This window comes from Ochrobactrum sp. MYb379, from assembly GCF_037479515.1.
Taxonomy (GTDB): domain Bacteria; phylum Pseudomonadota; class Alphaproteobacteria; order Rhizobiales; family Rhizobiaceae; genus Brucella.
Genome location: NZ_JBBGYW010000004.1, coordinates 262250 through 288881 on the forward strand (window position 1 = coordinate 262250; position 26632 = coordinate 288881).

Consider the following 26632-nt stretch of genomic DNA (forward strand, 5'->3'; position numbering starts at 1 on the left):
AGCCCCCAATAGTAAAAATCCTATTGCGATGTAATGGTATTACGTAACATAAGCAAGTCGCGAAATTTCAACAGGTCAGTTGAATGATAGAAGAAATGGAAACGGTGTTGAAACAAACTGTCGAAGCCAATGGAAATCGCCTGATTTCCTCAGCGATTGCTTCAAAAAGCATCAGCTGGCGATTGAGCAAGTCCAAATTGTATTGGGTACTTGAATCGTGACCAGATAAAGTCAGATCCCCTCGCAGTGATGATGCGCGAAATAATTAAGGCTTAAAAAATTCTGATAGCTGAAAACCTTTAGCAAGATTGATGAAATCTCATTTCCGATGTGGGCTGTGTAGCATTCACCATTCCATCTGGGCACCAGATGAGCGAAAAATTAGAGACAAAAAAACGGGTTGCCTTGACGTAAAGGAGTGCATAAACGTAATAACGTTACATTTCGCTTCGTATGCTGAGGTTATCATTTTTCATGTCAAACGCCTGCTTAATATTTGACGACCTGACGCTTGGTTATAACAAAAATGCCGCGGTTCAGAATCTGACTGGTACTGTTGATAAGGGAAGCTTGATCGCAGTCGTTGGGGGGAATGGATCCGGAAAATCAACGCTGATGAAGGGGGTCAGTGGGCTATTAACACCAATATCGGGTGCATGCATTGTGGATGCATCAGTGCGGGTCGCTTATTTGCCTCAACGTTCTGAATTAGATAACACATTCCCTGCTCGCGTGCTGGACCTTTTAACGCTTGGGCTTTGGCCTCGCCGAGGACTTCTGGGTCGATATACCAGTGAAGATCGCAAAGTCGTGGGCAACGCGCTCTCCTCAGTTGGGTTGGATGGCTTTGAGAATGTTTCAATCGATGCTCTTTCGGGTGGACAGCTACAGCGTGCACTTTTTGCTCGAGTGATTATTCAAAACGCAGATCTAATTCTGCTGGATGAACCATTCAACGCTGTGGACGAACAAACAATTTGCGATCTGCTTGCTCTGATCGAAGGATGGCATCAGGAAGGTCGAACGATTATGGTAGTCATCCATGATCTCCAATTAGTACGAGATCATTTTCCAGAAGCACTGCTGCTCGCTAACTACCCTGTCGCTTGGGGTGATGCTAAAAAAACCTTGAGCTTAAAAAACCTCCGTCAAGCACGTGAATATAGTCTTTCTATGCCTGGAACAGGCGCTGTTGCGCAAAGCCAACGTGCATATGCACGTCACTCAGCTGGCAAAATGAATACAGTTCAATGATATATCTGGCTGTGATTATCGAACCTTTTGTTGAGTTCGCTTTCATGCAGAGAGCTCTTTTGGGCGCTGTGATGTTATCAGTATGTGCGTGTCCGGTTGGGGTTTTTCTGACGCTAAGGCGTATGAGCCTGACGGGTGATGCCATGTCTCATGCGATCCTGCCAGGTGCTGCCGCTGGTTTTCTGTTGTACGGGCTAAAGATCATACCAATGACGATTGGTGGCTTAATCGCCGGCATGTTTGTGGCTCTGGGTGCAGGTGCAGTTGCGCGACTTACTATTCAGAAAGAAGACGCCTCTATGGCTGCATTCTATCTGATTTCCTTGTCTCTTGGAGTGTTGTTGGTTTCATTGCGAGGCTCAAGCGTCGATCTCATGCACGTACTTTTTGGGACGGTGCTCGCCTTGAATAATGACGCTCTGCTGCTGATTGCATTGGTCTCAATAACAACGACCATCCTTTTATGGGTTTTCTGGCGCGCACTTGTTGCAGAATGTATGGATCCACTTTTTCTGCGGTCAGTGTCGCGTTTGGGAATGCCCGTGCACTTTATCTTTCTGGGACTTGTCGTGATCAATCTGGTTGCAGGGTTTCAGGCCCTGGGGACTCTTCTTTCCGTTGGTCTGATGATCCTGCCTGCAGCAGCAGCCCGCTTCTGGACGCAACGCGTATTAACTATGTGCTTGTTTGCAACATGTATAGGACTTGCGTCTTCGGTGGGCGGCCTTCTGATGTCATATCATTTAGCACTACCTTCAGGTCCATCCATCATTTTGTCAGCAGGAGTATTCTACTTCGTCTCAGTCGTTGTCAGCCCACGCGGCTTGCTTTTTTCACGACTGTATTTGCGCAACTATCGACGCGCGTAATCTCTAAATCTACAGGAAATACCATGAATAGATTAACGGCACTTTTTGGCGGGATTCTCGCAATGTCGTTTAGTACATTCGATCAGTCTGCATTTGCACAGCAGGAGAAGCTGGATGTCGTGGCCAGTTTCTCCATCATCGGTGATTTTGCTGAAAAGGTTGGCGGAGATCGTATTAATCTGCGAACGCTTGTCGGTGCTGACAGCGACGCACACGTTTATGAACCCCGGCCTTCTGACGCATTAGCGTTGGCGAAGGCTGATGTTATTCTGGTCAACGGTTTGCTTTTGGAAGGCTTCATGGAGCGTCTGATTGAGGCCAGTCAGTCAGATGCCCCGGTTACAGTTGTAACGGATGGTACTGCCATTTTGAACGATCCCAAAGGTGGGCATTACCACTTTATCGATGGCAAGGCGATATTTCACGCCACACCGAATGACCCACATGCCTGGCAGTCGGTATCAAATGCTAAAATTTACGTGCAAAATATTGAAAAGGCGTTTTGTGCAGCGGACTCCGACGGATGCGCTACATATAAAAACAATGCTGAAGATTATCTGAAAGAGCTTACTTCGCTTGATACGGATATTAAGGCGGCAATTCAAACGATCCCGCAAGATCGCCGAGTTACAGTCGTAGCCCACAATGCATTTCGCTATTTTGAGCGGGATTACGGAATTTCGTTTTTGTCACCTCAGGGCGTATCAACTGAATCTGAGGCATCGGCGGCAGATGTCGCGTCTCTCATCAGGGAAATTAAAGCTAAGCGTGCTGCTGCCGTCTTCGCTGAAAATATCTCAGATTCACGTCTGGTAGAGCAGATAGCTTCCGAGGCCGGCCTTCAGATGGGTGGAGTTTTGTATTCGGATGCTTTGTCGACAAAAGATGGTCCTGCACCGACCTATATCGACATAATGAAGAGCAACGTCAAAACAATCGTTTCAGCCATTCATGAAGGCTGAAACCTCATCATATGGGCAAAAACCTTGCCTGTTAATGTTATGTAATATCATAAAGGAGCGTTCGATATGAAACGATGGGTTTTGGGCGCATCAGCCCTTGCGATCTCTGTTAGTCTTATAGGATCTGGAGCTTTTGCTCACGATGATGAAGATGTGACGCTATACCGTGTTTTCGTTGGCGATCACACAGACGGAAAGGTCACAGCCTTTGATCTCAGCAAACCAGAGAACCGTTGGGATTTTAAAACGACTGGTCAAAATAAACTCTACAGCGTCAACGATGGTGCATCGATTGCTGCCGTAGAGTCAGACAACGACACAGTTCATTTCATCAACAGCGGTATCTCGCTACACTCACATGGCGATCATTCCGACATTGATATCAGTGAACCAAAAGCCGTCGAGACACCTCTTAAGGGACCGCGGCCTTTTCATGTGATCGATCATGATGGGAAAATTGTCGTAAACTTCGATAAGGGCGGTTACGCAGAAATTCTGAATGCTTATGAGCTTTCTCAAGGTGAGCTGAAAGGTAGCCAGTTAAAACAGGGTAAGGCTCATCATGGTTTTGCTGCACCGGTCGGAAAAAATTGGGTAACTACAGTAGCATCAGAAGAGCCTGTTGAAGGCGACAAGGCTCCAGCGCGTGTTGGTCTTCAGGCTGTAAAAGCTGACGGCACTCCGATAGGAGACGTTGCGACATGCACCGGCATCCACGGAGAAGCTTTTTCCGGCGTTTATCTGGCCGCTGGCTGCAAAGAGGGCATTTTGACAGTAACTGCCGGTCAGGATGGGCCAAAGACAAAAATGCTGACCTATCCAGCAGACTTGCCGGGCGGTCAAACAACTGGCACGCTGCTTGGTGCAAAAAGTATGCAGGTATTCCTCGGAAACTATGGGCCTAAGGGTCTGGTTGTTGTGGATCCGGTTGATGAACCGAACTTCCGGTACATTGAGCTTCCATTCCGCCGTATTGATTTTGCACTTGATCCGGCAAATGCCCGCTTCGGTTATGTGCTGACAGAAGATGGTACTCTGCATCAGATTGATGTTCTGGAAGGCAAACCTGGCAAGAGTGCAAAGGTAACAGAACCTTATTCAATGGATGGTCATTGGAATGATGCACGCCCACGCATTGCTATGGCCGGCGATGAAGTCGTTATGAGTGACCCTAATGCGGGTGTCGTTCGCCGCATCTCCAAAACTGATCTGAAGGAGCTTGGCACAATCAAGGTCGAAGGCAAGCCGTACAATATTGCGGTTGCTGGAGGCAGTGGTAAAGTTCATGAGCATGGTCATAGCCATGGAGATCCTCAGATTAATAAGGGTATCTTTGAAGATAGCCAGATCAAGGATCGCCCGCTTTCCGACTACGAAGGCGACTGGCAGTCAGTTTATCCATATCTTCAGGATGGAAGCCTCGATCCTGTATGGAAACATGAAGCAGAAGGCAGCGATAGAACGGCTGAACAGATTCGGACAGAATATGACGCTGGCTATAAAACGAATGTAGAACGCATCACCATTGAAGGCGATAAGGTCTCCTTTTACGAGGATGGCAAACCAACCGCAGGTCATTATACTTACGACGGTTACGAAGTTCTGACGTATAAGAAGGGTAATCGTGGCGTTCGCTTCATCTTTAAAAAGACAGAAGGCGATGCAGAAGCTCCGCAGTTTATCCAGTTTAGCGATCATGGGATTTATCCTGCGAAGGCACACCACTATCACCTTTTCTGGGGCAATGACCGCACTGCCCTGCTCGATGAAGTTGTCAATTGGCCGACATATTATCCGTCGGCTTTGAACTCGAAGCAGATCGTTGAAGAGCTGATCGCTCACTAATTTACTGCAAGTTTTTTGCGGCGCCCGTCTTCAAATGGGGTGCCGCAAATTGCAAAAGATAATATGAGCAATCCATTATCTTCAGCAGCCGTGTCCCACCAGTACCTATAGAAATCCAACTATGTTTTCAGCATAGTTGAATGGCGCGACGTTCATTTGGTAAGAGCTCTGGCGTGACTTTTGCTTAGCTGGCTTGATCAAGCCCAATCAGCCATAGTTTTTCCTTGAGAGTACGTTGGTGCTTTCAAAGCTGCAAGTAAGTCATCTCGAGTTCTCTCCATCATGGCTAAGCCGGTTCAAACTACGTTGTCCTGAGGCATGAAAAACAATGGCGTTCAGGAATTGGTCGATAAACGATAAGTTGAAGCGCACTTGACCGGAGAGTTGTGCTTGAAAATGAGGTGTTAAAGGCTCATCAATATCAAATGCATCATTAAAGACGACAGACCGCTCAAATGCTATTGACTGGCTATCAAATTACCGCCTAATGGCAGTTAACAGTGGCTCATAAACCTTCGAGAGATTTCAGATGACTTTTTGCCATGGAGCCTCTTGTTTGATTAGTTTTATTTCAGCGTTTTTAGAAATTGACCTTAACGGCATTCATGTAGGCCATTTAGTCGTTCTCGCAGATACGAAAGGCTAGACCGAGCAACTCCAATGGGGTCTATGTTTCTATTGCCGAAGCCTGTTTCTACTGTAAACACACCCTTGTAGCGATGATCCGCAAGCGATTGAAGCAAAATATTCCAATCCATATTGCCTTTCCCGATGGCTGTTCGACCTGTATCTGCAGCGTGAATATGCAAGAGTTTATCACCCATTGCAGTCACATAGGATGGAAGGCTTTGACCTTCATATGCAACATGGCAAGTATCAAACATCAAACCCACATTGGGGGCGTTGCATTCATTCATCATGCGTTGCGCGTCAGCAGCACTGTCAATGAGATTGGTGTCAGCTGTGGTAGGTTCAATTGCAATCTGGATTCCTGCTGTATTGGCATAGGCTGCAACCTGCAGCAGACAATTTAGACTGTGAGCCCAGCCGTCAGTCTGCGACATACCCTGTGCGCGCCAGCCGCCGATGTAAAGAACCATGCCGGCATCAAGATCATGTGCGAGATCGATAATTTTCTTGTAATGATCGATAGTCGCTTCCCGTTCAGATGCGAGAATCGAGCAGGGGTTGCAGCCGAACCCCCCACCAATGGCTGGCAAGAGGCTTGATATGGCAATATTCTCCCCCTTCGCTGTCTTTGCGATCTCTCTGCGATCATCTTTGGATAGGTGATCTGGCCATGCATGTGGCGCGCAGCATCCGATCTCAACTGCATCATACCCAATTCTTGCCAAAATGCGGATCGTCTCTTTAAGGGAATATGTTGGCAAGAATGTTGGAAAACTGCTGAACGCAAAAGTATTAAAGCCAAATTTCAAGGTACACCTATTAAGCATGCAAAGTTAAGCTGTCTGTCCCAAAGGCTTTCGCGTCCATGGGCTGTTCAATGCGTTGTCTGCAACACTTCCGTTGGGGGTTGCAGGGCTCCTGTCATCATTGCGACCACATCTGACATTGAACATTCGGTTGGGCGCACTACGGCTAGTCGCTTTCCAAGCCGGTGGATATGGATACGGTCCGCCAATTCGAAAACGTGGGGCATGTTGTGGCTTATGAGCACAATTGGAACGCCACGAGCGCGCACCGCTTTTATCAGATCAAGCACTTTTTGGGATTCTTTGACACCAAGCGCAGCTGTCGGCTCATCCATAATGATGACTTTTGACCCGAAGGCTGCGGCGCGTGCTACGGCGATACCCTGACGTTGACCACCGGAAAGTGTTTCCACTGGCTGAGCAATGTTCTGAATTGTCATCAAGCCAAGTTCGTTAAGCTTTTCACGTGCTACGCGATCCATCGCTTGGCGGTCGAGCTGTCGAAAAAACTTACCCAAGAAGCCCTTGCTGTGGATTTCGCGGCCAAGGAACATATTATCGCTGATCGATAGGGCTGGTGACAGAGCGAGTGTCTGGTATACAGTTTCAATTCCTGCATGCCGCGCCTCGATTGGCGATGAGAAATTGATCGGTTTGCCGTCTAAAAGGATTTCGCCACTATCGGGTTTTAGGGCTCCCGAAAGGGCGCGTATCAAACTCGACTTGCCGGCTCCATTATCACCAATCACTGCCAGAATTTCGCCCGGCATTAGTTCAAAGTCCGCGCCGTCTATAGCTACAACACGTCCATATTTTTTGGAGAGGCCTTTTGCCTGTAATACTGGAGTGACGGTCATGCTGATACCTTTCTGATCCACTGGTCTACAGCCACGGCAAGGAGGATAAGCCAGCCGATGGCGAATAGTTGCCAAAGCACATCGACGCCAGCGATGCGTAAGCCAGACTGGAAAACGCCAACAATGAGGGCGCCGATTAGTGGACCAAGAATAGAGCCACGGCCGCCAAACAGCGATATTCCACCAATTACTACGGCGGTGATCGACTGTAGATTTCCCTCAAAGAAACTGGTCGGAGACACAGATCCCACACGCCCGATCGCTGACCAGCCGGCAAGAGCACAGATGAAGCCTGCAACAGCGTAAACCGAGATCAGTACACGATCAGTGCGAATACCAGCGAGCTTGGCAGCTTCCGGGTCATCGCCCACTGCGTAGACATGCCTTCCCCAGGACGTCCGCGAAAGTGCGTACCAAAGGATTGCGAACACAGCGATCAGCAAAAGAGAACCGTAGCTGATTTGTGCCCCCAGAACTGAAATAGTATTGCCGAAGAACTTCAGCGCTGGCGCTGTAGCATCAATCTCAGTTCCCCTGATCGACTGGGCGCCGGACAAATACAGGTTGAGTGCATAAAAGATATTCCATGTGCCCAAAGTGGCAATGAAAGGCGGCAACTTGACCTTAGTAATAAGAAACCCGTTGAAGAGACCAATTGCAGTTCCGCACAAAAAGGCGATCATAAGTGCGAAGCCGACTGGAACCCCAAGCTTAACAGCAAGATTTCCTGCAATAACCGAACTAAGAACCATAATAGCTGCAACAGATAAATCGATGCCGGCTGTTAAAATAATCAGGCTTTGGGCTGCGGCGAGAATTCCGATGATAGAAACCTGCTGCACAATCAGCGACATGTTGTAGGCTGAGAAGAACCGGTCCCCAGCTACCATGCCGAAACCAATTAGTGAGAGGATGAGTACAACCAGTGGAACTGCGGTGGGATAACTATGAAAGAAGCGCTGGATACGGACGAGAAATCCGGCGTCAGATGTTTCAAACTGCGCATGGGCCGGTGGGTTGCTCGTAATTTTAGGCAGGACTTCCTGCGATGGCTGGGCGTTTGACATGACAACCTTCCGTTCATGGCCTCGGCGATCGCGGATGGTTTCTGAGGAGCCATCCGCATCTCTCGTCAGGTTTTTTCAAAATTTCTGGCTAACCCCAGCATTTTTTGAGGGCTTCTTCCGATGTCATGGATTTTGTACCGTCTACCGGATCGTCTGTAACAAGTTCGGTTCCAGTGTCGACGAAATCAAGTCCATCCGAAGCCTGTGGCTTCTTACCGCTATCTACGAATGTCTTGATAGCTTCTACGCCCATTGTAGCCATCTGCAATGGGAACTGCATTGACGTCGCTCCGATAATGCCCTGTTTGACATTATTGACGCCGGGGCAACCACCATCAATGGATACAATGGTGATCTGGTCTTCAAGTCCAGCAGCTTTAATCGCTTCATACGCGCCAGCTGCCGCAGGTTCGTTGATGGTATAGACTAGATTTATCTTCGGATTCACTTGCAGCAGGCTCTCCATCGCAGTGCGCCCGCCTTCTTCATTGGAGTTGCTGGCTTCATTTCCAACAATTCGGCTGTCGTCTTCATCTCCAATTTTGGTCTTGTCTTTGATGTCAATACCAAACCCGGACATGAAGCCCTGGTTGCGCATGTAATCGACTGTAATTTGTTGGGCATTTAGATTGAGGAGAGCAATTTTCGCGTCGCGGGCTTTCTCTCCCATACGTCCTTTTGCCCATTCGCCGATCAGAACACCCGCTTTAAAATTGTCGGTAGCAAAGGTTGCATCGGCAGCATCGGCTGGCGCCAGTGGTGTGTCGAGTGCGACGACCAGTATACCCTGATCTCGCGCTTGCTTAACGACAGGTACAAGTGCACTTGAGTCATTTGGCACCAAGAGGATGCCTTTCGCTCCGGCCGCAATACAGGACTCAATCGCTGAAATCTGTGTGTCGACATCTCCTTCCGCTTTACCTGCATAGCTGAGCAGTTTCATACCCAGTTCTGTAGCCTTTGCGGTGGCGCCTTCCTTCATCTTTACAAAGAATGGATTGTTTTCTGTTTTCGTTACCAAACAGACGCTCGTTTCATCCGCTCGGGCACTCCCAAATGAAACGGCAGAGACAGCGATTGTTGAAAGCATAAGTGTCAGATATTTGCGCATCATTCCTCCCATTACCGGTGTAATCCGGTTTTGAACAAGTGCCTCCAGACTGACAGTTCCTCTTCCGCAGTGCTGGCTTTCGGATGCAATCAGCTATCTGCATCAGTGTCAATATATAATACCGGATGATTTAATAAAAAGATATTCACACAGAAATCGGCCGACTTATGCGGGATATAGAGATTTTATGGTTAAATATCTCATTCGGTATGATTTATATATTGACGTGTCGAAGAAAGTTTTTAATCATGAACATCAACATTCGTACGATATGAGAGTAATCGCCATGGCATGTCTGGAATTGAAAAAGTTCATGCACCAGCTTGTGCAGTTTACGGTTAAAGAATAGAGCGGATATTTGAATCGGGGAGGTGACTTTGTTTAAGATGGGTGGACTTGAAGAGTTTCAGCCAAGCTTGAGTGATCCGAGCCGTGGTACAAATCAAACCGGTATGAAACTTTATAACGAACGGCTGGTTTTGTCGCTCATCCGCTCGCATGGCCCTTTATCAAAAGGCGAAGTATCTCGCATGACTGGGCTCTCAGCGCAGGCGAGTTCAGTGATTATGGGTCAGCTGGAAAATGATGGTTTGCTTTTGCGTGGTGAGCCTCAACGGGGCAAAGTGGGGCAACCTTCCGTGCCGATGTCGCTTAATCCAGAGGGTGCCTTCTCGATTGGAGTGAAAGTAGGACGCCGGACGGCTGAGCTTTTGCTGATGGATATGGCGGGGCAAGTGCGCCGTCTGATCAGCCTTAATTTTGCATACCCTACACCGGCTGTGCTGGTAGAGTTTGTTAACAAAGGCATCAATGAGATTATTGATAATCTGACCCGGATTCAGCTGGGGCGGGTAAGAGGGATCGGGATTGCGATGCCATCTGAGATGTGGAGCTGGGAAGAAGAAGTCGGCGCACCGCATACTGTCGTCGATGCTTGGAAGGCTTTTGATCTCAAAGCACATATTGAGCAGGTCTTTTCTATGCCTGTTCATTCTTATAATGATGCCACTGCTGCTTGCGCAGCCGAGATGGCTTTTGGCATTGGGCGGAAATATCAGGACTTCCTTTATGTGTTTTTCGCCACCCTGGTTGGTGGTGGGGTAGTGCTTGATGGCGCTTTGTACCCGGGGCGCCGTGGCTATGCGGGCTCTATTGGTTCTGCGCCCGTACCTTCACCTGTTTTAGGCGAAGCGCCCAAACGTCTCATTCAATGCGCGTCCATTTATCTTCTTGAACGCATGATCGTGGCGGAGGGCGGTGATCCTAGCGTGATCTGGCATAAGTCCGACGACTGGAGCCATTTAGGTACCGTGTTGGATCGCTGGACGGAACAGGCTTCCGACAGCCTGGCTTTTGTGATCGCTTCAGCAATTTCGGTGATCGACTTTCATAATGTAGTGATCGACGGTGGGTTTCCACCACACGTACGTGCCGATCTGGTGCGCCGGACACGCGAGAAAGTTGCCAAAATGGAAGTTCAGGGGGTTGCGCCTGTCGAAATAGTTGAAGGAAATATTGGCAGCGATGCTCGTGTTTTGGGTGCGGCGAGCCTCCCACTTCTTGCAGAATATGCCCGTGACAGGGATATTCTCTTTAGTTAGCCGGCAATTTAAAATGAGTGAATACGAGCGGCAGTTGGCTATCCATGTGCCGGAAGGGAGGAGCATGCTTATTGGGATTGATTGGGGTGGCACTAAAATTGAAGGTGTTGCCATGGAACGAGATGGTCGGGAGCTTTTGCGTTTGCGTGCTGATACGCCACGCCACGACTATTTTGGTTGTATCAGTGTTATCAATGATATGATTACCGCACTGGAAAAGAAAACGGGACGAACTGGGTCCGTGGGTATCGGTATTCCTGGTTCGCTTGAGCCGGTCAGTCGTGTGGGTAAGGGTGCCAGCTCTACTTGGTTACTCGGACGTCCGGTAGAGAAAGATCTTCAGGAATGTCTCAAACGTGACCTCAGGGTTGAAAATGATGCAGATTGCTTTGCAGCCTCTGAAGCTATGGATGGGGCGGGAGCTGGTTACAACGTGGTATTTGCCGTCATTCTGGGATCTGGAGCTGGCGCAGGTATTGCGATTGGAGGAAAAGCACATCATGGACCCAATAATAGCGGTGGCGAGTGGGGACATAATCCGCTGCCGTTTCCTGATGTAACGGAGTTGCCAGGTCAACCATGCTATTGCGGTCGCCACGGTTGCATGGAGACATGGGTTTCTGGTCGCGCATTTGAAGCGGAATATTTCCGCCACACTCAAGAGGAATTGAAAGCCCGAGAAATCATAGAACGCAAGCGATCCGGTGATCGATTGAGCGGTCTGTTGTGGTCACGTTATATAGACAGAGTGGCACGTGGACTTGCAACGGTCGTCAACACACTCGATCCGGACATTCTTGTTATGGGCGGGGGTATGTCGAATGTCGACGAGCTGTACGAGGATTTGCCTGTGGCGCTTGCCGAGCGAACTTTTTCGACTGTGTTTCAAACCCCGATTTGCAGGGCTGTTCATGGCGACTCCAGCGGTGTACGCGGAGCTGCCTGGCTCTGGAGCGCTTGAAAGAATCTGCCGTTGGCGTGCTTTTAAAATAAGGGAGGACTATCGTGACTGAATCCCATGCAATTGATGAACGTTTTGAGTTTTCGCTCGCTCTGATTCGTGAAGCAGGCGATCTTGCAAATCAATTTTTTAACAATCGGCAAGCATTGACTATTCAGAGCAAGGGTCTTCAGGATATGGCAAGCGAAGCCGATCTACAGACAGAACTTCTCATCAAACAAAGACTTGCTGCCTCTTTTCCTCAAGATGCTTTTCTGGGAGAGGAAACGGGTATCACTGACTTTAAACCTGGCCAGGGTATTTGGGTTGTTGATCCGATTGATGGAACGCAACCATTTATCTCCGGCATGTCGAGTTGGTGTGTATCAATCGCATTTGTAAAAGATGGAGAGCTCAAATTTGGGATGGTATATGCTCCAGCGAGAAATGAACTCTTCGCTGGTGGTGAAAACCATGCTGCCACGCTAAATGGTAAACCGGTTGAGCGACATCCAGCGCAATCAGTGCGCGAAGGTATTGTAGGTGTTGGTTATTCCCCTCGTGTGACGCCCGACGAGTTTCTGCCAATGTTTGAACGTCTCCTCAAGGCAGGGGGTATGTTCAGCCGTGAAGGCTCTGGAGCTTTAACGCTGTGTTATGTGGCGAGCGGCCGTCTCATTGGATACATTGAGCCCCATATCAATTCCTGGGATTGTCTAGGCGCGATCGCTGTGGTTCGTGCAGCCGGGCTTAACACTAATGATTTTCTCGCGAATGGCGGTTTGAGGAGAGGAAATCCCGTTATTGCGGGAAATGTTTTTATTTATGCTGAGTTGGAAAAAATCTTCGATGGGATCTAGTTATTAGAGGATAATAAATTAGGCCGTCGGAAGCCTAAATTGGATCAGTAAACGCGTGATCCACACTGTGTCGGCTCCAATCTCCCTATTGTTTGCTGATCAGGTTCTGTACCTTTCAAGATAAGTCTTTATTGGTGCCGAGAGAAGTAGAACTAAGGATCTTAACTGGTGATCGGCATCAATAGGGTTGCGCACAACGCAAGGGGGAGAGCTGATGTTAAATTGACAAACTTTGCCAAGCTGTGAATATGGCTTGCACAGACAGGAGAGTTTGATGGCAACGATGAATGTATCGCTCCCTCACCCTATGAAAGAATGGGTTGAGGCTCAGGCCAAAACAGGACGCTATTCGAACGCGAGTGACTTTGTTCGCGACTTGATCCATAAGGATCAGATGCGTGGGGATAAGATCGCAACAATGCAGCATTGTGTCGATGAGGGCCTACAAAGTGGAAAGGGAACTCGTTCGCGGGATGATCTCTTTGCTATGGCAATTGCTAACGCGGAATAATCTCTGAAACGCAACTGAAGGAATTAGCTCTCTCGCTTCAGGCGGAAGAAGACATCATTGCTATTGATGCGCACGGCATAGCAATGTTCGGGCCTATACAGGCCAAACGATATCATTCGGACTCGTTTAACACGTTGGACCTGATGGCCAAAAATCCACAAATGGCGCGCGAACGAGAAGAAATCTCTCCACGGACGTATTTATGATTAGGGTACCGAATGCATTTGCGTAGTGTCAGAGCGCAGACAGGCATTGTCGGTCGTCTGATTGGTCATGCCCACGACCAAGCTTCCCCACCCAAGCGGAATGACAATTGCGAGACCTATTCCGGCGACAATCACAGATGCGCGGGCAAGGCTGAGATATGTCCGGCGACAACGCCGGGTGTCGGCTTTGTTACTCTCTCGCTTGTTCATAACACGCAGTTCCTACCCGAATTGTGTGAGGTTGATACCTTGGTTGTCAAACCAAAATGGCGAAGCAGGAAACTTGCCTTCGCTTTCAGAGCAAGTCGAATAACATCAGTTTCTGAAGCTTGAAGGCGAAGCATCGTCAAAGCCATGTGCCCATGACCACACAATCTGCAGTGAGTAATAAACGACGCATCGCCTCAGGATCGCATGATCCACTGACATGCTTCTTTTATTAAGGATCTCTCGCAGTTCTCGATATGAAACCGGGTAGCGAACGTAAAAGAAAACCGCATGTAGGATGACGGATTTGAGAAAAGGTTTTTCTTTGAAGTCAGCCGAAACGCGCGCCTGTCCCGGTCAATTCCTACATAGATCGACCTATAACTTATCATATGAGATATAATTGCGACAGCACTGGTAGCAGTCACATAAATTCCGTTGGGGTTGATTAAGGATTTTTTATTTTCATTTTTTATTGTTAAAATTCATTGACATAAATCTCTTTCCGAAAAGAATATATGAATTTATTTCCATTATGAAATCTATTCTGTATGACTTATGTATGCAAATCGAAAACAGTGGTAATTGCTGATTTCGCTTTAGGTACTCCTAGGGTCGTTCCAGAGGTTTAACATTCAGATTAGTAATTATCGCCAGTGTTGGGAGTGATGATATGAGTTGGGATTTTTGCTGGAATGAACGTAATTTAATGTCGGATTTCCTTATCTGTTGTCTCCACCATGCTAATGACCGTTTCTGTGTCAGCTCAGGCGGAGGGTGAAGCAGAGAAGCCAAAAGCACCAGCAGTCCAATCGGTCCGTTTTGATAATTGACATGGTTGCGCTGAGGTTAAAGCCGCATAGAGTAAGGCCGTTTCGTAGTGATTAGTTGTACTGACTGCACGGTTCAAGCAAGGTGAGGAAAACGTGAATGTTCTCACATTGGCAATTGCGAGGACCGCACCGGAATCTGACAAAAAGTCCTCTGATAACGAGTTGCTTCAGATTGCTTTACGGCTACGTTTGGTTCTATCGCTGCTGCCTCGATTGTCAGTTTCCACAATATGACCCTTACCGCCGGACTGGATGTTGGTGTTTCTGACAGTATCCCGACTGGCGGGGCGCTCGTCGCGACGGCCACCCTTACCATCGTTGCGACGAGCGCCGCTTCCGATATTGTTTTTGTCGTGAGTAAAGCCTCTACAAATGGAGCTGTAATTGTTGGCGGCGATCATGATTTGCGGCCTTAGGTTGAAGGCAGGGCCATTGATGTCGGAGCGTCAGTCTCTGTTGGTGATTTAGACACGGATTTAATCGCTTTTACGCTGCCACTGTTATGAGTTATGGGGTGGTTAAAATTGCCGACACCACAAGAATAAACGGCAAATCGCTGTCTGGTGAGGACACTAACGTTGACGGTCAGGAACTTTCTATGGGAGCTGCTTTTGCAGGTTTTGATCTTGATGCAGTCCAACAAGCAATATTGTTTAGGGAATTTTCGCATGCACGCGTAGGTCCTGAACATAGATGCTGGACTGTTAGGCAACTTAAAATGCTCAACCAGTAACTGGTGCTTTCCTGACCAGGCACAGCAAAGTTCTCACTCCAATAAAATTGGAACTATTTTACCCGCGCGGCAAGCCCGCTGAACGTAAGTCTCCTGCGCGATTAAAACGGACACTCCCCTGGTAAAGGAGAGGTAACATCTGAAAATGGAGCAAAATATATACACTCCTAGAAAAAGTTACTACTACCGAAAACCTTGAAGCCAATAACATCGCCCACATTGTAAGACAGAGCTTCGCCAGGCAGCACTAAGCAAAAAGTGATTCGTTTAGTCGACACTGATAGCCGGGTCGAGGCGCCTAGGTAATTCACTTGACTAACCGTTGCTAAGAATAGCGCTTCAGCATCGTCTTGCGCTACCGGTTGCAGTTGATTACAGCGAATAAGCAGTTGCCCTATTTTTCCACTGTTCGCTGCTGCTTCATGACATTGGACGGGTACGCGGTCTACAAGTGTACAGGTCGCATAACTTCCGTCTTTGGAAAGACGGGCGGGTAAGAGAAGGTATTCATCGTAAATGAAGTCTGCCGCCTCCCTTGAAGTCGGATTGTTATAAACTTCCTTTGGTGTGTCGAGCTGGACGAGTCGTCCGTTCTGGAGCAGGCCAACACGATCAGCGCAGCTGAAAGCTTCCTTGCGGTCATGAGTGACAATAATTGCTGCAGAGCCACTCTTGCGCAGTATCTCGATAACTTCGTTTCTAATCCGAGCTCTTAGATGCTCGTCGAGAGCACTGAATGGCTCATCGAGCAACATGACCTCAGGCTTTGGAGCGAGTGCCCGAGCAAGCGCCACCCGTTGCTGTTGCCCTCCCGAGACCTGATGCGGCATATAATTGGCCAATTCTGAAATTTGGGTAAGTTTCATAACTTCAATTATCCTGTCGCGATCCTCACGCGACCGCCCCGTACCGTCACCCAGGCCATAGGCTATGTTACGATAGACATTGAGATGCGGGAATAGCACGCCGTCCTGCACGACGTAACCCAGATGCCTGCCTTGAGGCGGAATGAAACTGCCGTGTCCAAAAACCATCCGATTGCGGATTTGCATGCTGCCCTGGTTGGCTTGTTCAAATCCGGCGATAATCCTCAGTAGGGTCGTCTTGCCGCAGCCTGATGAACCCAGCAGGAAAATTACTTCACCCTCAGCAAGTATCAGTGAGACATCATTAAGGACGGTTTTGCCTGAAAAGCTTTTATTGACATTGCTCAAGCTTAGCAGACTGGTTTTTTTGTCAGTGGAACGCATATTTCCTCACAAAAAATACTGGAATACCTGAGAAGAGTATGTGTGCCAGAGCATATGGGCCGACGGCTCCATACGAACCATCCTGAGTCAATTCCCACACAGATACTGCTACCGTCGGTACTGTCGTGGGTGTCAAAACCAGTGTAGCGGTGAGTTCCTTTGTCATATTGAGGAAGACAAGGGAAAATGCAGCTGCGATGCCGGGTAACATAGCTGGGACTACCAACGTTCGAAATACAAAGGCCCGGGACCGCCCTAGAGAATATCCAACATCCTCAACTGCTTTGGGTATGATTAGGAACGATGCCCTGAGTGCTGTCTGTGCCATAGGCAGAAATAGCATCAGGTAAGCCAGTAATACAGGAACAAATGTTTGATAGAAGGGGCGGGCATAATGAATGGAGAAGTATGTCAAAGCCAAAGCGATGACAATTCCGGGGAGCGCATGCAACAGAAACGGTAGCCGGTCTATCCACAAGGTGAGCAAACTTCGGTATCGTACCGAGCACCAGACAAGCGGCGCTGCTACAAGCAGGGTAACAAGCGCGCCTACAAGCGATATTCCCATGGTGAGGCCAATAGAGTCAGCCAATTCCCAAAACGCAAACTTTGTTTGCAGAGACGAACCCATCGCCGTCCGATAGACGACCACGGCACCTGGGATGATCACTCCGACACCGAACTGAATGAGAAAAAAAAGTACCGCTAAGATGTGTAGCACTCCGGGCAGTTCACGCGGAACCGGTTGCGTTGCTACGCCGCGCCCGCGGCGGCTTAGTTCCTCGTTACCGCGAATGAAGAACTCACCCACAACAATAACAAGACAGATGAAGGCCAGAACAAGCGACAAAAGGGCCGCTGTAGCGTTATCGAAGGCCATATCGTATTCTTGAAATATCGCCGTTGTGAAAGTCGGGTAATTTAAGATTGAGACCGCTCCGAACTCAACGAGCAGATGCAGCGATATAAGCAGGAAGCCACTGCCCAAAGCCGGGCGAAGTTGCGGTAACACGGCATGGCAGAAGGTGAATACGCGACTACGTCCCAACGAAAAACTGACCTCCTCCAATGATATGTCTATTCGTCTCAAGACTGCTGCGACTGGAAGATATGCCAGCGGAATAGATACCATGGACATAACCAGTACAGAGCCAGCCAATCCCGAAAAGCGAAAGCTTAAGCTTAACCAGCTAAAGCTTGATACAAAAGCCGGGATGCAAAGCGGTAAGGTGATTGTTAACGAAAAGAATTGCCGCCCGCGTATCCGATAGCGTTCAAGGAGTAATGCAGAACATGTGCCGACGCTCACAGAGATCAGGGAAACGAGGATGGCAAGTATCATGGTATTACCGAGCAAAGACCAGGTACGTTCTCGAAAAAGTAGGGCGACAGCACGATCCATGCCGACATTCGATGTTCGAATAGCAATGTAAGCAAGAGGGATCAGCATCAGAACGCTGATCCCCATCACCACTAACACCAGCCCCAGGGGCGGGCGCTGGCTGCTTCGACTACTGACGACATATCGTTTTGAAATCACTTGAGGCCAACTTCCTCAAGCAGCTTCAGAGCGGCCTCGCCATCCAAAAACGTTGTCGAGGGCACCACAGGCGCTTCCAGTTCCGTGTAGGGCATCATACCGAAAGGAGATTTGACATCCAAACGAAGCGGATATTCAGCTCTGACGTCCGAGAATACTTGCTGTCCATTCTTGCTGACGACGAATTCAACGAACTTATTAGCTTCTTCTTTGTTCACAGAAGCCTTAACAACGCCGATCCCTGCGTAAGTTATCATCGCACCCGGGTCCTCATGACCAATGAAATGCAATCTGCTTCTGACCTTGTCCAGGCCGCCCTGTTCGCGGAGCATGTTGTACCAGTAGTAGTTATTGATGAGCGCAGCAGGGAGCTCTCCAGCTTCAACTGCCTTCAGTGCGACGGAATTCCTGGCATAAAGCTTACCATTCTCCTTCAGACCCGTGAGCCAGCTGCGAGCGACTTCCTTGCCCTTCAGCTTTGTAATAGCAATCACCTGCTCCAGGAACGCACCCGACGTGGGAACATAGCCGATCCGGCCTTTCCATTCTGGCCTTGAATAGTCGAGGATTGATGCCGCCAGTTTGGATTCAGCGATTTGCTTTGGATCATAAACGACCACGCGGGCTCTTCCGCTTGTTGCAACCCAATCCCTGCCAGCCGCCTTAGGGACATATTTGAACCCTTGACCGTTCGTTTGAGCAATCAACGAAGCGTTCAGTGGAGCAAGCAAACCCTTTTCGGCAAGAGCCAGTAACGGAGGAATTTGCTCTGACCAGAAAACGTCAGCGGGGGATTCATTTCCCTCTTCAGCGAGTTGACCTGCGAATTGTTCTGTAGAGCCGCGCTTTACGACAACCTTAATTCCAGTTTCTTTCGTAAATGCTGAGGCAACAGCCTTCGTACCGGCCTCGTGCTGACCGCTATAGATGGTTACGTCGGCGATCGCAAGGGTGACGGAAATGACTACGCTCAAAATTGCGGGAAGACCAAAAATCAGACGCATTATTTCACCTTTTGATTGTTGATTATAAGGGGAACGCCGAACTTGCGGGTAATTGGGAAAACATCGTCCGCGAACAACAAATTCCATTGTCTCGGGAACCTTATTTCATCCGTTTTATACAAACAAAGCCAAACGGTATTGCTGCGCTAATTCTGTTGGGGCAGACGCGCCACCCATGGCTCTGACGTTAAGGAATAGGTGTAGCCCGTGGCATCGCTAAGTAACTTTCTTGTTATCTAAGGAGCCGATCATTTACTAAGCCATAGTCTCCCTCTCTGCTGTGTCATCGGTATCATTTTCAGTTGAAATCATCGCGGTATCAGATGGATGTATCCGCTTCCTTTGATGAATTTTCGGATGGTTGGAGCCATGTTGACTTATTGGGGTACAATCGCTTTCGCTAAGAAAGTAACCGAATGGTTATGAGAAGTTAGGACAGCATTGTACAATTACCTTTTTCCGTAAATCATCTCCAGGTGACTTATGGCAATTAGTTGAGTACTTGTAATAAATCAAAGGTGCGAAGCATACTCTCTGGCGCGTTGACGATCAGAATGAACTTAACCAAAAAAATTCCGTACAAACCGCGATCATACTATCGCTACCAAAAGTGTTATCAGTAGGCTCCTTTCAGGCTAGGGGTGTTTCCCCACATAATGATTGCTAAAAACTAAGGCGTATCGAGCTTTTAAGGAAAGATTGGCTATACGTTTGTGGTCATCATCTGCATAAACGCTTAAACAATAGCGGAGAGGGTCGATGGACGCCTACCATTAAGAGTTACGTTAAGCCGACAAGAATGTCTGGTATGGGATACTCCACATTATTTGGGTTGTCCTTTATAAACGACTCTTATTGCGATCATTGGAAGCATTGACAAAATCGTCATGACGGCCGCCACCCATATCGCCGAAACGAAATGGCCTTTTGAGCCAACCCAGTAAGCGGCGATTGAAGGCCCGGCTGCAGTACCAACCAGATTAGCGAACTGGCCAAATGTTACCACTGAACCTGAACGATCAAGTTGCGACTGTATGCTGAGGAAAAAAGGGAATACCAGTGCCCACGATATTGTAAATACAAACATTCCGGTAATATAACCCGCTTCAGACGCGAAGACATATAGAATTATTGCTGAGATCAATTGTATTAAAATGCCGGTGATTAGAGGAGGATAATGGCCAAATCGATTTTCGATCCAGGCCACTCCTAATGCGGCGGTTCCAGCCGCAAAATTTGCATATGCGATGATGTCGCCAATTCGATTAATATCGAGGTCGGCTATGCGTCCAATCCCTTCGGAATAGGCAAATATAGCTCCGTTTGATCCACCATAAATACATATACCTATATTTGATAGTATAGCAGGCAAAGATGTTAGAGCCTTTAGCTCAAGATTTTTCGCCTCAGCAGAATGGTCGACGGACATTCCGTTTTCTGGCAAATAGATGAATGCTCCGACGATGGGTGCTAATAGCAGTCCCGACAAAATGAGAATCGATTGCCCCCATTGCATACCGTTGAAACCATGCAAAAGAGACGTTACCGGTCTCTGTAGCAGTCGCGGAAAAATATACGCACCTATGCCTGGGTAGAAAAACTGAAATGATGTAAAAATGGCGAAAGAGCGCTCATAACGCTTTGTTCGACCAAGTGCTGCGGCAACGGCAGCTTGTGTCAGACCGCCACCAAATCCCGCAATGAAGCTGGATATAAAAATTGCAATAATCTGGTGAGATATAAGTGTAAACATCGTAAATATGAGCATGATAATCATGCCGTAAACTGATATTCGTCCCATATTCCAGTGGCTGGCGCGTAATGCGACTAGAACAGTGGCGATAGAGAGTCCAATGATTGCGGACGACGATATCCATCCAGCCATATCAGGTCCAAAACCCAAGTGGACGTCATATGCATAGACCAGAATAGGTAGCAGCATAAGCGGAGATAGCGCAATTGATCCGACATAGCTCGCCAAAACCTGCGCTGTTAATCCATCCTGATTGAGTTTTCGGAAAGAAGAAAAACGCTTTGTTGAGTATGAAATAACTGGTTCCTGGGGCATCATTTTGCCCCCGGCAACACACATAGCATCTCGTATAGTAGGTTGGCAGCAATTACGGCTGTGTTGCCTGTGGGATCATAGGGCGGGGACACCTCCACCAGGTCGCAACCCACAAGGTTTAGCCCTTTACAGCCACGGACAATCTCTAGTCCTTGGATAGTCGTCAGCCCGCCAATTTCGACAGTCCCGGTGCCGGGAGCAAAGGCGGGATCCAGGCTGTCAATATCAAAGGACAAATAGCACGGCTCTTGCCCAATGATTGATCTGATGCGTGCCATAACTGGCGCCATTGAGCTATACCAACATTCTTCAGCGGGCACGACCGTGAAGCCTTGCTGTCGCCCCCAATCAAAATCGCTAAGTGAATACCCACTCCCGCGTAAGCCAATTTGCCAGACCTTATCACATTGAAGTAGTCCTTCTTCAACGGCACGTCGAAAGGTCGTACCATGAGCAACAGCTTCGCCAAACATGGTTTCATTCGTATCGGCATGCGCGTCAACATGAATCAAAGCGACTGGTCCATGCTTGCGTGCTACGGCGCGCAGAATTGGCCACGAAATAGTGTGATCGCCGCCCATTGTCAGTGGAATAACCTCATGACGAAGAAGATCGGTGTAATATTGGGTAATGATATCGACGCTGCGCTTGAGATCAAATGTGTTTATCGGTACATCACCAAGATCTGCAACTTGAATATGGTTGAACGGGGCGGATCCTGTCGCCATGTTGAAAGGGCGGATCATGCGGCTTTCGTCACGAATCTGGCGCGGCCCCAAACGGGTTCCTGAGCGATTGGAGGTTCCAATATCCAATGGAATGCCAATGAATGCTGCGTCCAACAGCGCGCCGCTAACCGCTTGTGGTAGGCGCATCATCGTCGCTGGACCAGCGAAGCGTGGCATGGTATCCCCACCCAAAGGCTGATTAAACTTAAATTTTTTCTCGGATACCGTCATGCTTTCGCTCCTCTACAACCGCATGAAAATATGCATGAGGGTACAAAACATAACGCCTGGTTTAAATTAGAATATGCCAATCGATATATTGATTAGAGCAAATGTTTCGCATAGGTCTGAAAGACTAATTGTTCTACATAAGAAATATTTCTTTGTTGTTTACCCGCCCGCACAACCATCTCGATTTTCGCCTGATAGTCGTCGTTGCGCACGGGTAATGGACGCAAAAGCTCCTTGCCAACAAAACTCTGGGCATAATGAACAGGCAGTAATCCGATGTACGCTCCCGACATTATAAATAAGAGTTGGGATTCAATGTCGTCAATAAGCCTGTCAGTTTCATTAAACAGGAAGCTGCGTTGACGCATATGGCTCCAATACTTGCGATGAACCCAGGGCAATTGATAACACATACCAGTTGTTATATCGTGGTCTTCCATGGCATAAAGCGGGCTTTCGGCACCACAGTAGAGCCGGTGTTCCTCGTTATACAACATCGTGTGTTTCAGACCATTCAGATGGAGATCAAAACCACCGAGTCCCATATCGAGCTGGTTATTGGACAAGCGGACTATGATCTCGTTGGGGGGCAATATTTCCAAAGAAATTTCAAGTGTTGGTGCTTCACGTGCTGCTTTGGCGAGGATGGCCGGGAGGTAAAAATTCTTATCTGTCGACAGGCAATCTACAATCGCTATACGAACGCGACCGCTTAGAGGACTGCGTAATTCATTGAGTCTGTTTGAATTCTTATCGAGACAATTCAAAATCTCGCAAATCGCTTCGTGAACAATTCTGCCCTTTTCGGTTAAAGCAAAACCGCGCCGTCCACGTTCACAAAGCTTTAATCCAATACGGTCTTCCAAAGCGCTTAAGTGGTTAGAAATTGTCGGTTGACTAAGCGACAATTCAACTTGCGCAGATGAAATTCCATTGTTGCGAATAACGCTATCGAAAACACGGAATAGATGTATATCCGAGCCTGAAATTCTCATTCACTATTCAATAATGCAAATGTTCCGATTTGAAATTTAACATTTCCGTGATTGGTTGTCCGTCCTATCCTAAAGCTAGGATAGGGAACAATAAATGAAAAGAATACATAGAATATCGGCACTTGCATGTGAACCCGACCAGCTAGAATCCTGTGCGTTTGTTCCTCTGGGTGCTGATTTGTCACTAAATCCTATTGAAATGGGAGCGCTGTATTTCACAGATAGGTGTATGTCAGTCGGCACCTGGGAGGCAACGCCTTATTCCGAAATTCTGGAGATGCGCGGCGCATGCGAGTACGCAATTATTCTGTCGGGTGCTTTCACTATTACGGATAGTAATGGCGTTCGATATGAGTTTGCCAGCGGCGACAGTTATGTGTTGACCGATGGGTTTGTTGGGCGTTTCGAGGTCACCAGGACCATGCGTAAAACCTATGTGCTTATTGAAGGCGGTAAACAAAGCGATGTTGGGTCGGTAATAATTGCCTGAGGCAGTGGGAATTTCATAATGCATAAAAGTTGGAACGCATTAAAGGACGTCACATTATACCCATTCTGGTTGGACAATGCGTTGCAACCTGATTGCCAACCAAACTTGATAGGTAAAACTGAAACTGATCTGTTGATCGTGGGCGGTGGGTTTACTGGCCTTTGGGCATCTATACTTGCAAAACAGCAAAACCCGTCACGCGATGTTGTTATTATAGAAGCAACAAAAATTGCGCACGGCGCTTCCGGGCGGCCGGGCGGTATTGTGTCTACATCAGTTATGCATGGCCTTTATCATGCATCGAAAATTTTTCCGAAGGACCTGCCACAACTAGAACGATTGGGAGTTGAAAACCTACAAGGCTGGTCCAACACTCTGCTCAATTTTGGCATCGATGCAGATCTGGAATGGTCTGGTGAAATGACAGTTGCCATTGAACACAATCATCTAGACTATCTTAAGAGTGAGTATGATTTGGCAAAACGGTATGGACATGATGTAGTCATGTTGGACCAACAAAAGGTACAGTCTGAGGTTGCTTCGCCGTTGTTTAAAGCAGGCATGTGGTCGCGTGCGAGGAGCGGTATAGTTCACCCTGCCAAACTCGCGTGGGGCTTGAGACGCGTCGCAATCGAACTCGGCGTTCGTATATATGAACACACACCGATGGTCAGCGTGGAGAATAACGGCACGACTCTTTCAGTGGTCAGTCATGATGGGTCCGTGAAATCACCGAAGGTTATGTTTGCGACCAATGCCTGGGCAGCTGGTCACAAAAATATAAAACGACGCATTGCAGCTATCCGTGATCGCGTGTTAGCGACAGAACCATTGACTGGCGAGCAGATGGCGCGTCTTGGTTGGCAAAACCGGCAGGGAATCTACGACACTCGTACACAGTTAAATTATATGCGATTGACGAAGGATAACCGAATTATCTTCGGCGGCAGAGTTGGCTACTATTTCAATGACAATATCGATCCGCTGCAAGATCGGCGGGTCGCAACATATCAGCAGTTAGCAACCTATTTTTTTAACACGTTCCCACAATTGTCGGACATTCGCTTCACTCATGCCTGGTCCGGACCAATTGACCTTTCAACACGCCTCGCTGTTCATTTCCAACTCTATTATGACGGTAAGGCGCTTTACACAGGCGGTTATTCAGGATTTGGCGTAACCGCAACACGGTTTGGTGCCCGTATGGGGCTTGCTCTGCTGGACGGTGAAGACAATCCTGACCTCAAACTTGATTTTGCCGCAACACTCCCAAAAATGATTCCACCCGAACCGTTGCGCTGGATTGGTGCCAAACTAACGATGTATGCACTTGATGAGGTAGATACGAAGGGAGGGTGGCGTAAGTTATGGGCGAGGCTCGTTCATCACATGGGTTTTCCGTTGTGACGTGTCAGTATCTGTCGAAACATCAGGCAGATTTCGACTATGTGGAAACATTATTGATAAATTTTATGACCAGAATGAAGAGTTTAAGCGCTGGTCGGATTCAATTTGATGGAAGCGTACTCTGAAAGGAGGTTCATATGTTCGATAAGCGTAAATTCTATATTAATGGTGTCTGGGTTACGCCCCATTCTCCGCAGACGCGGGACGTCATCAATCCTGCGACGGAAAAACCTGTTGCTATTATCTCAATGGGGGCGGGAGAGGATATTGACAGCGCGGTTGTTGCTGCAAAACGGGCCTTTGCTACCTATAGCAAAACCACTGTATTAGAACGTCTTTCACTACTCGAAAAATTATTGGTTATTTATCGTAAACGCTACAACGAAATGGCGGAAACGATAACTTTGGAACTCGGTGCTCCAATTACAATGAGCCGAGAACAACAAGCTGATGTCGGTGTAGGGCACCTGCAGAGTTTCATTGATGCGCTTGGAAGCGCAACTGAACAAGAGGAACTCGCAAACGGAGACACAATGCTGCGTGAAGCGATTGGCGTCTGTGGTTTGATTACACCATGGAACTGGCCAATTAATCAGATCACACTGAAGGTGATACCGGCTTTGGCGACGGGATGCACATGTATTCTGAAGCCGAGCGAATTTACGCCGCTGAGCGCTATGCTTTATGCAGATATCATCCATGAAGCTGGTTTTCCGCCAGGTGTTTTTAACCTCGTCAATGGCGATGGCGCGACGTGTGGTGCTGCTTTATCCAGACACCAAGACGTGGATATGATGTCATTCACGGGCTCGACCCGAGCCGGGATTGCAGTGAGCAAAGATGCTGCGGACACAGTAAAGAGGGTCACTCTCGAATTGGGTGGTAAGTCTCCGAATATCGTCTTCGCGGATGCCGATCTGAAGAAACGGGTCGCTGGCAGTGTCGCTGAATGTTTCAACAACTCTGGTCAATCATGTGATGCACCGACACGCTTGCTTGTCGAACGTTCAGTCTACGAAGATGTTATAAAGATCGCCCGTCGTACAGCTATTGAAACCGTAGTCGGGGATCCTATGAAGGAAGGTCCACACATTGGGCCGCTTGTTAGTGATATTCAGTACGAACGTGTTCAGGCGTCGATTAATACTGCTATCGTCGATGGCGCCAGATTGCTGGTTGGTGGGCTCGGCAAACCCAATGGTCTGAAGGAAGGTTACTTCGTCCGACCAACGGTTTTTGTCGATGTTGACAGTACGATGCGTATTGCTCGTGAAGAGGTTTTTGGCCCGGTTCTTGCCATTATTCCATTCGACACTGAAGATGAAGCAATCGAAATAGCCAATAATACGCCTTTTGGTCTGGCAGCGTATATCCAGACCGACGATTTGGTGCGCGCGGAAAGGGTGGCTAAACAGCTTCGCGCTGGGATGGTGCACATTAATGGTGCTCAGCATCGATACGGTAGTCCGTTCGGAGGCTATAAGCAATCAGGTAATGGCAGAGAAGGGGGAAAACTAGGTATTGAAGATTTCCAGGAGGTCAAGGTCATTCACCGTCCACATTAGCCCATTCCCAAGTTTTCAAATTGTTAAGAGGAAGGCTGTTTTGCGCACAGCATAGCTGAACC

The 26632-nt window shown here is 48.1% G+C and carries 23 protein-coding genes and 2 pseudogenes; 13 read left to right on the top strand and 12 right to left on the bottom strand.

The window, feature by feature from the left end:
• Positions 1 to 474: 474 nt before the first annotated feature.
• The 4 genes and pseudogenes from aztA to WH356_RS11210 all read left to right on the top strand — a co-directional run.
• The gene (gene aztA / locus WH356_RS11195) at positions 475 to 1254 is read left to right on the top strand and encodes a zinc ABC transporter ATP-binding protein AztA (RefSeq protein ID WP_339510760.1); all 780 of its coding nucleotides are present in this window, start codon (positions 475 to 477) and stop codon (positions 1252 to 1254) included.
• Positions 1251 to 2123 (top strand): zinc ABC transporter permease AztB, encoded by an 873-nt coding sequence (gene aztB, locus WH356_RS11200; protein ID WP_339510762.1) that lies wholly within the window; start codon positions 1251 to 1253, stop codon positions 2121 to 2123. Before aztA ends, aztB begins: the two co-directional genes overlap by 4 nt.
• 23 nt (positions 2124 to 2146) lie before the next feature.
• Positions 2147 to 3085, top strand: a complete 939-nt coding sequence (aztC, locus tag WH356_RS11205) for a zinc ABC transporter substrate-binding protein AztC (protein ID WP_339510764.1) — start codon at positions 2147 to 2149, stop codon at positions 3083 to 3085.
• 1257 nt (positions 3086 to 4342) lie between these two features.
• Positions 4343 to 4930, top strand: a pseudogene (locus tag WH356_RS11210) (ZinT family metal-binding protein); the annotation flags it as partial.
• A 593-nt stretch (positions 4931 to 5523) separates the two neighbouring features.
• On the opposite strand, the gene WH356_RS11215 reads toward WH356_RS11210, so the two are convergent.
• The 4 genes from WH356_RS11215 to WH356_RS11230 all read right to left on the bottom strand — a co-directional run bounded on the left by WH356_RS11215 (position 5524) and on the right by WH356_RS11230 (position 9401).
• Positions 5524 to 6285: a sugar phosphate isomerase/epimerase family protein gene (locus WH356_RS11215; protein ID WP_339510766.1), complete on the bottom strand. Its 762-nt coding sequence runs from the start codon at positions 6283 to 6285 to the stop codon at positions 5524 to 5526.
• A 149-nt stretch (positions 6286 to 6434) separates the two neighbouring features.
• Complete coding sequence (locus WH356_RS11220) at positions 6435 to 7223, bottom strand: ATP-binding cassette domain-containing protein (RefSeq protein ID WP_339510768.1); 789 nt, start codon at positions 7221 to 7223, stop codon at positions 6435 to 6437.
• Positions 7220 to 8290 (bottom strand): ABC transporter permease, encoded by a 1071-nt coding sequence (locus WH356_RS11225; protein WP_339510770.1) that lies wholly within the window; start codon positions 8288 to 8290, stop codon positions 7220 to 7222. The genes WH356_RS11220 and WH356_RS11225 overlap by 4 nt, the downstream gene beginning before the upstream one ends.
• 88 nt (positions 8291 to 8378) lie before the next feature.
• Entirely contained in the window at positions 8379 to 9401 is a 1023-nt protein-coding gene (locus tag WH356_RS11230; RefSeq protein WP_445253666.1) for a substrate-binding domain-containing protein, read from the bottom strand.
• Between the two features lie 386 nt (positions 9402 to 9787).
• Between WH356_RS11230 and WH356_RS11235 the strand changes: the two genes are divergently transcribed.
• The 5 genes from WH356_RS11235 (at position 9788) to WH356_RS11255 (ending at position 13519) form a co-directional block, all read left to right on the top strand.
• The gene (locus WH356_RS11235; protein ID WP_339511179.1) at positions 9788 to 11002 is read left to right on the top strand and encodes an ROK family transcriptional regulator; all 1215 of its coding nucleotides are present in this window, start codon (positions 9788 to 9790) and stop codon (positions 11000 to 11002) included.
• 13 nt (positions 11003 to 11015) lie between these two features.
• Complete coding sequence (locus tag WH356_RS11240) at positions 11016 to 11963, top strand: ROK family protein (protein ID WP_339510772.1); 948 nt, start codon at positions 11016 to 11018, stop codon at positions 11961 to 11963.
• Between the two features lie 44 nt (positions 11964 to 12007).
• Entirely contained in the window at positions 12008 to 12802 is a 795-nt protein-coding gene (locus tag WH356_RS11245; protein WP_339510774.1) for an inositol monophosphatase family protein, read from the top strand.
• A gap of 274 nt (positions 12803 to 13076) precedes the next feature.
• Positions 13077 to 13313, top strand: coding sequence for a type II toxin-antitoxin system ParD family antitoxin (locus tag WH356_RS11250; protein WP_339510776.1), 237 nt, complete (start codon positions 13077 to 13079; stop codon positions 13311 to 13313).
• 14 nt (positions 13314 to 13327) lie between these two features.
• Positions 13328 to 13519: a type II toxin-antitoxin system RelE/ParE family toxin gene (locus WH356_RS11255; protein ID WP_339511181.1), complete on the top strand. Its 192-nt coding sequence runs from the start codon at positions 13328 to 13330 to the stop codon at positions 13517 to 13519.
• On the opposite strand, the gene WH356_RS11260 is transcribed toward WH356_RS11255, so the two are convergent.
• Entirely contained in the window at positions 13520 to 13729 is a 210-nt protein-coding gene (locus WH356_RS11260) for a hypothetical protein (protein WP_339510778.1), read from the bottom strand.
• A gap of 171 nt (positions 13730 to 13900) precedes the next feature.
• A pseudogene (locus WH356_RS11265) lies at positions 13901 to 14026 on the bottom strand (IS6 family transposase); the annotation flags it as partial.
• Between the two features lie 763 nt (positions 14027 to 14789).
• Here WH356_RS11265 and WH356_RS11270 point away from each other — a divergent pair.
• A complete protein-coding gene (locus tag WH356_RS11270; protein WP_339510780.1) occupies positions 14790 to 14975 on the top strand; it encodes a hypothetical protein in 186 nt (61 codons plus the stop codon).
• A 484-nt stretch (positions 14976 to 15459) separates the two neighbouring features.
• Here the strand turns inward: WH356_RS11270 and WH356_RS11275 are convergent, their stop codons facing one another.
• From WH356_RS11275 to WH356_RS11300, 6 genes are all read right to left on the bottom strand, one after another.
• A complete protein-coding gene (locus WH356_RS11275; protein WP_339510782.1) occupies positions 15460 to 16542 on the bottom strand; it encodes an ABC transporter ATP-binding protein in 1083 nt (360 codons plus the stop codon).
• Positions 16529 to 18082, bottom strand: coding sequence for an ABC transporter permease (locus WH356_RS11280; protein ID WP_339510784.1), 1554 nt, complete (start codon positions 18080 to 18082; stop codon positions 16529 to 16531). Before WH356_RS11280 ends, WH356_RS11275 begins: the two co-directional genes overlap by 14 nt.
• The gene (locus WH356_RS11285; RefSeq protein WP_339510786.1) at positions 18079 to 19173 is read right to left on the bottom strand and encodes an iron ABC transporter substrate-binding protein; all 1095 of its coding nucleotides are present in this window, start codon (positions 19171 to 19173) and stop codon (positions 18079 to 18081) included. Before WH356_RS11285 ends, WH356_RS11280 begins: the two co-directional genes overlap by 4 nt.
• A gap of 736 nt (positions 19174 to 19909) precedes the next feature.
• Positions 19910 to 21157 (bottom strand): MFS transporter, encoded by a 1248-nt coding sequence (locus tag WH356_RS11290; RefSeq protein WP_339510788.1) that lies wholly within the window; start codon positions 21155 to 21157, stop codon positions 19910 to 19912.
• The gene (speB, locus tag WH356_RS11295) at positions 21154 to 22113 is read right to left on the bottom strand and encodes an agmatinase (RefSeq protein WP_339510790.1); all 960 of its coding nucleotides are present in this window, start codon (positions 22111 to 22113) and stop codon (positions 21154 to 21156) included. The genes WH356_RS11290 and speB overlap by 4 nt, the downstream gene beginning before the upstream one ends.
• A gap of 92 nt (positions 22114 to 22205) precedes the next feature.
• A complete protein-coding gene (locus tag WH356_RS11300; RefSeq protein ID WP_339510792.1) occupies positions 22206 to 23108 on the bottom strand; it encodes a LysR family transcriptional regulator in 903 nt (300 codons plus the stop codon).
• A gap of 94 nt (positions 23109 to 23202) precedes the next feature.
• Here WH356_RS11300 and WH356_RS11305 point away from each other — a divergent pair, with 94 nt between their 5' ends.
• The 3 genes from WH356_RS11305 (at position 23203) to WH356_RS11315 (ending at position 26570) form a co-directional block, all read left to right on the top strand.
• Positions 23203 to 23598, top strand: coding sequence for a cupin domain-containing protein (locus WH356_RS11305; protein WP_339510794.1), 396 nt, complete (start codon positions 23203 to 23205; stop codon positions 23596 to 23598).
• Positions 23599 to 23616: 18 nt separating this feature from the next.
• Complete coding sequence (locus WH356_RS11310) at positions 23617 to 25005, top strand: NAD(P)/FAD-dependent oxidoreductase (RefSeq protein WP_339510796.1); 1389 nt, start codon at positions 23617 to 23619, stop codon at positions 25003 to 25005.
• Positions 25006 to 25142: 137 nt separating this feature from the next.
• Complete coding sequence (locus WH356_RS11315; RefSeq protein WP_339510798.1) at positions 25143 to 26570, top strand: aldehyde dehydrogenase family protein; 1428 nt, start codon at positions 25143 to 25145, stop codon at positions 26568 to 26570.
• Positions 26571 to 26632 lie beyond the last annotated feature (62 nt).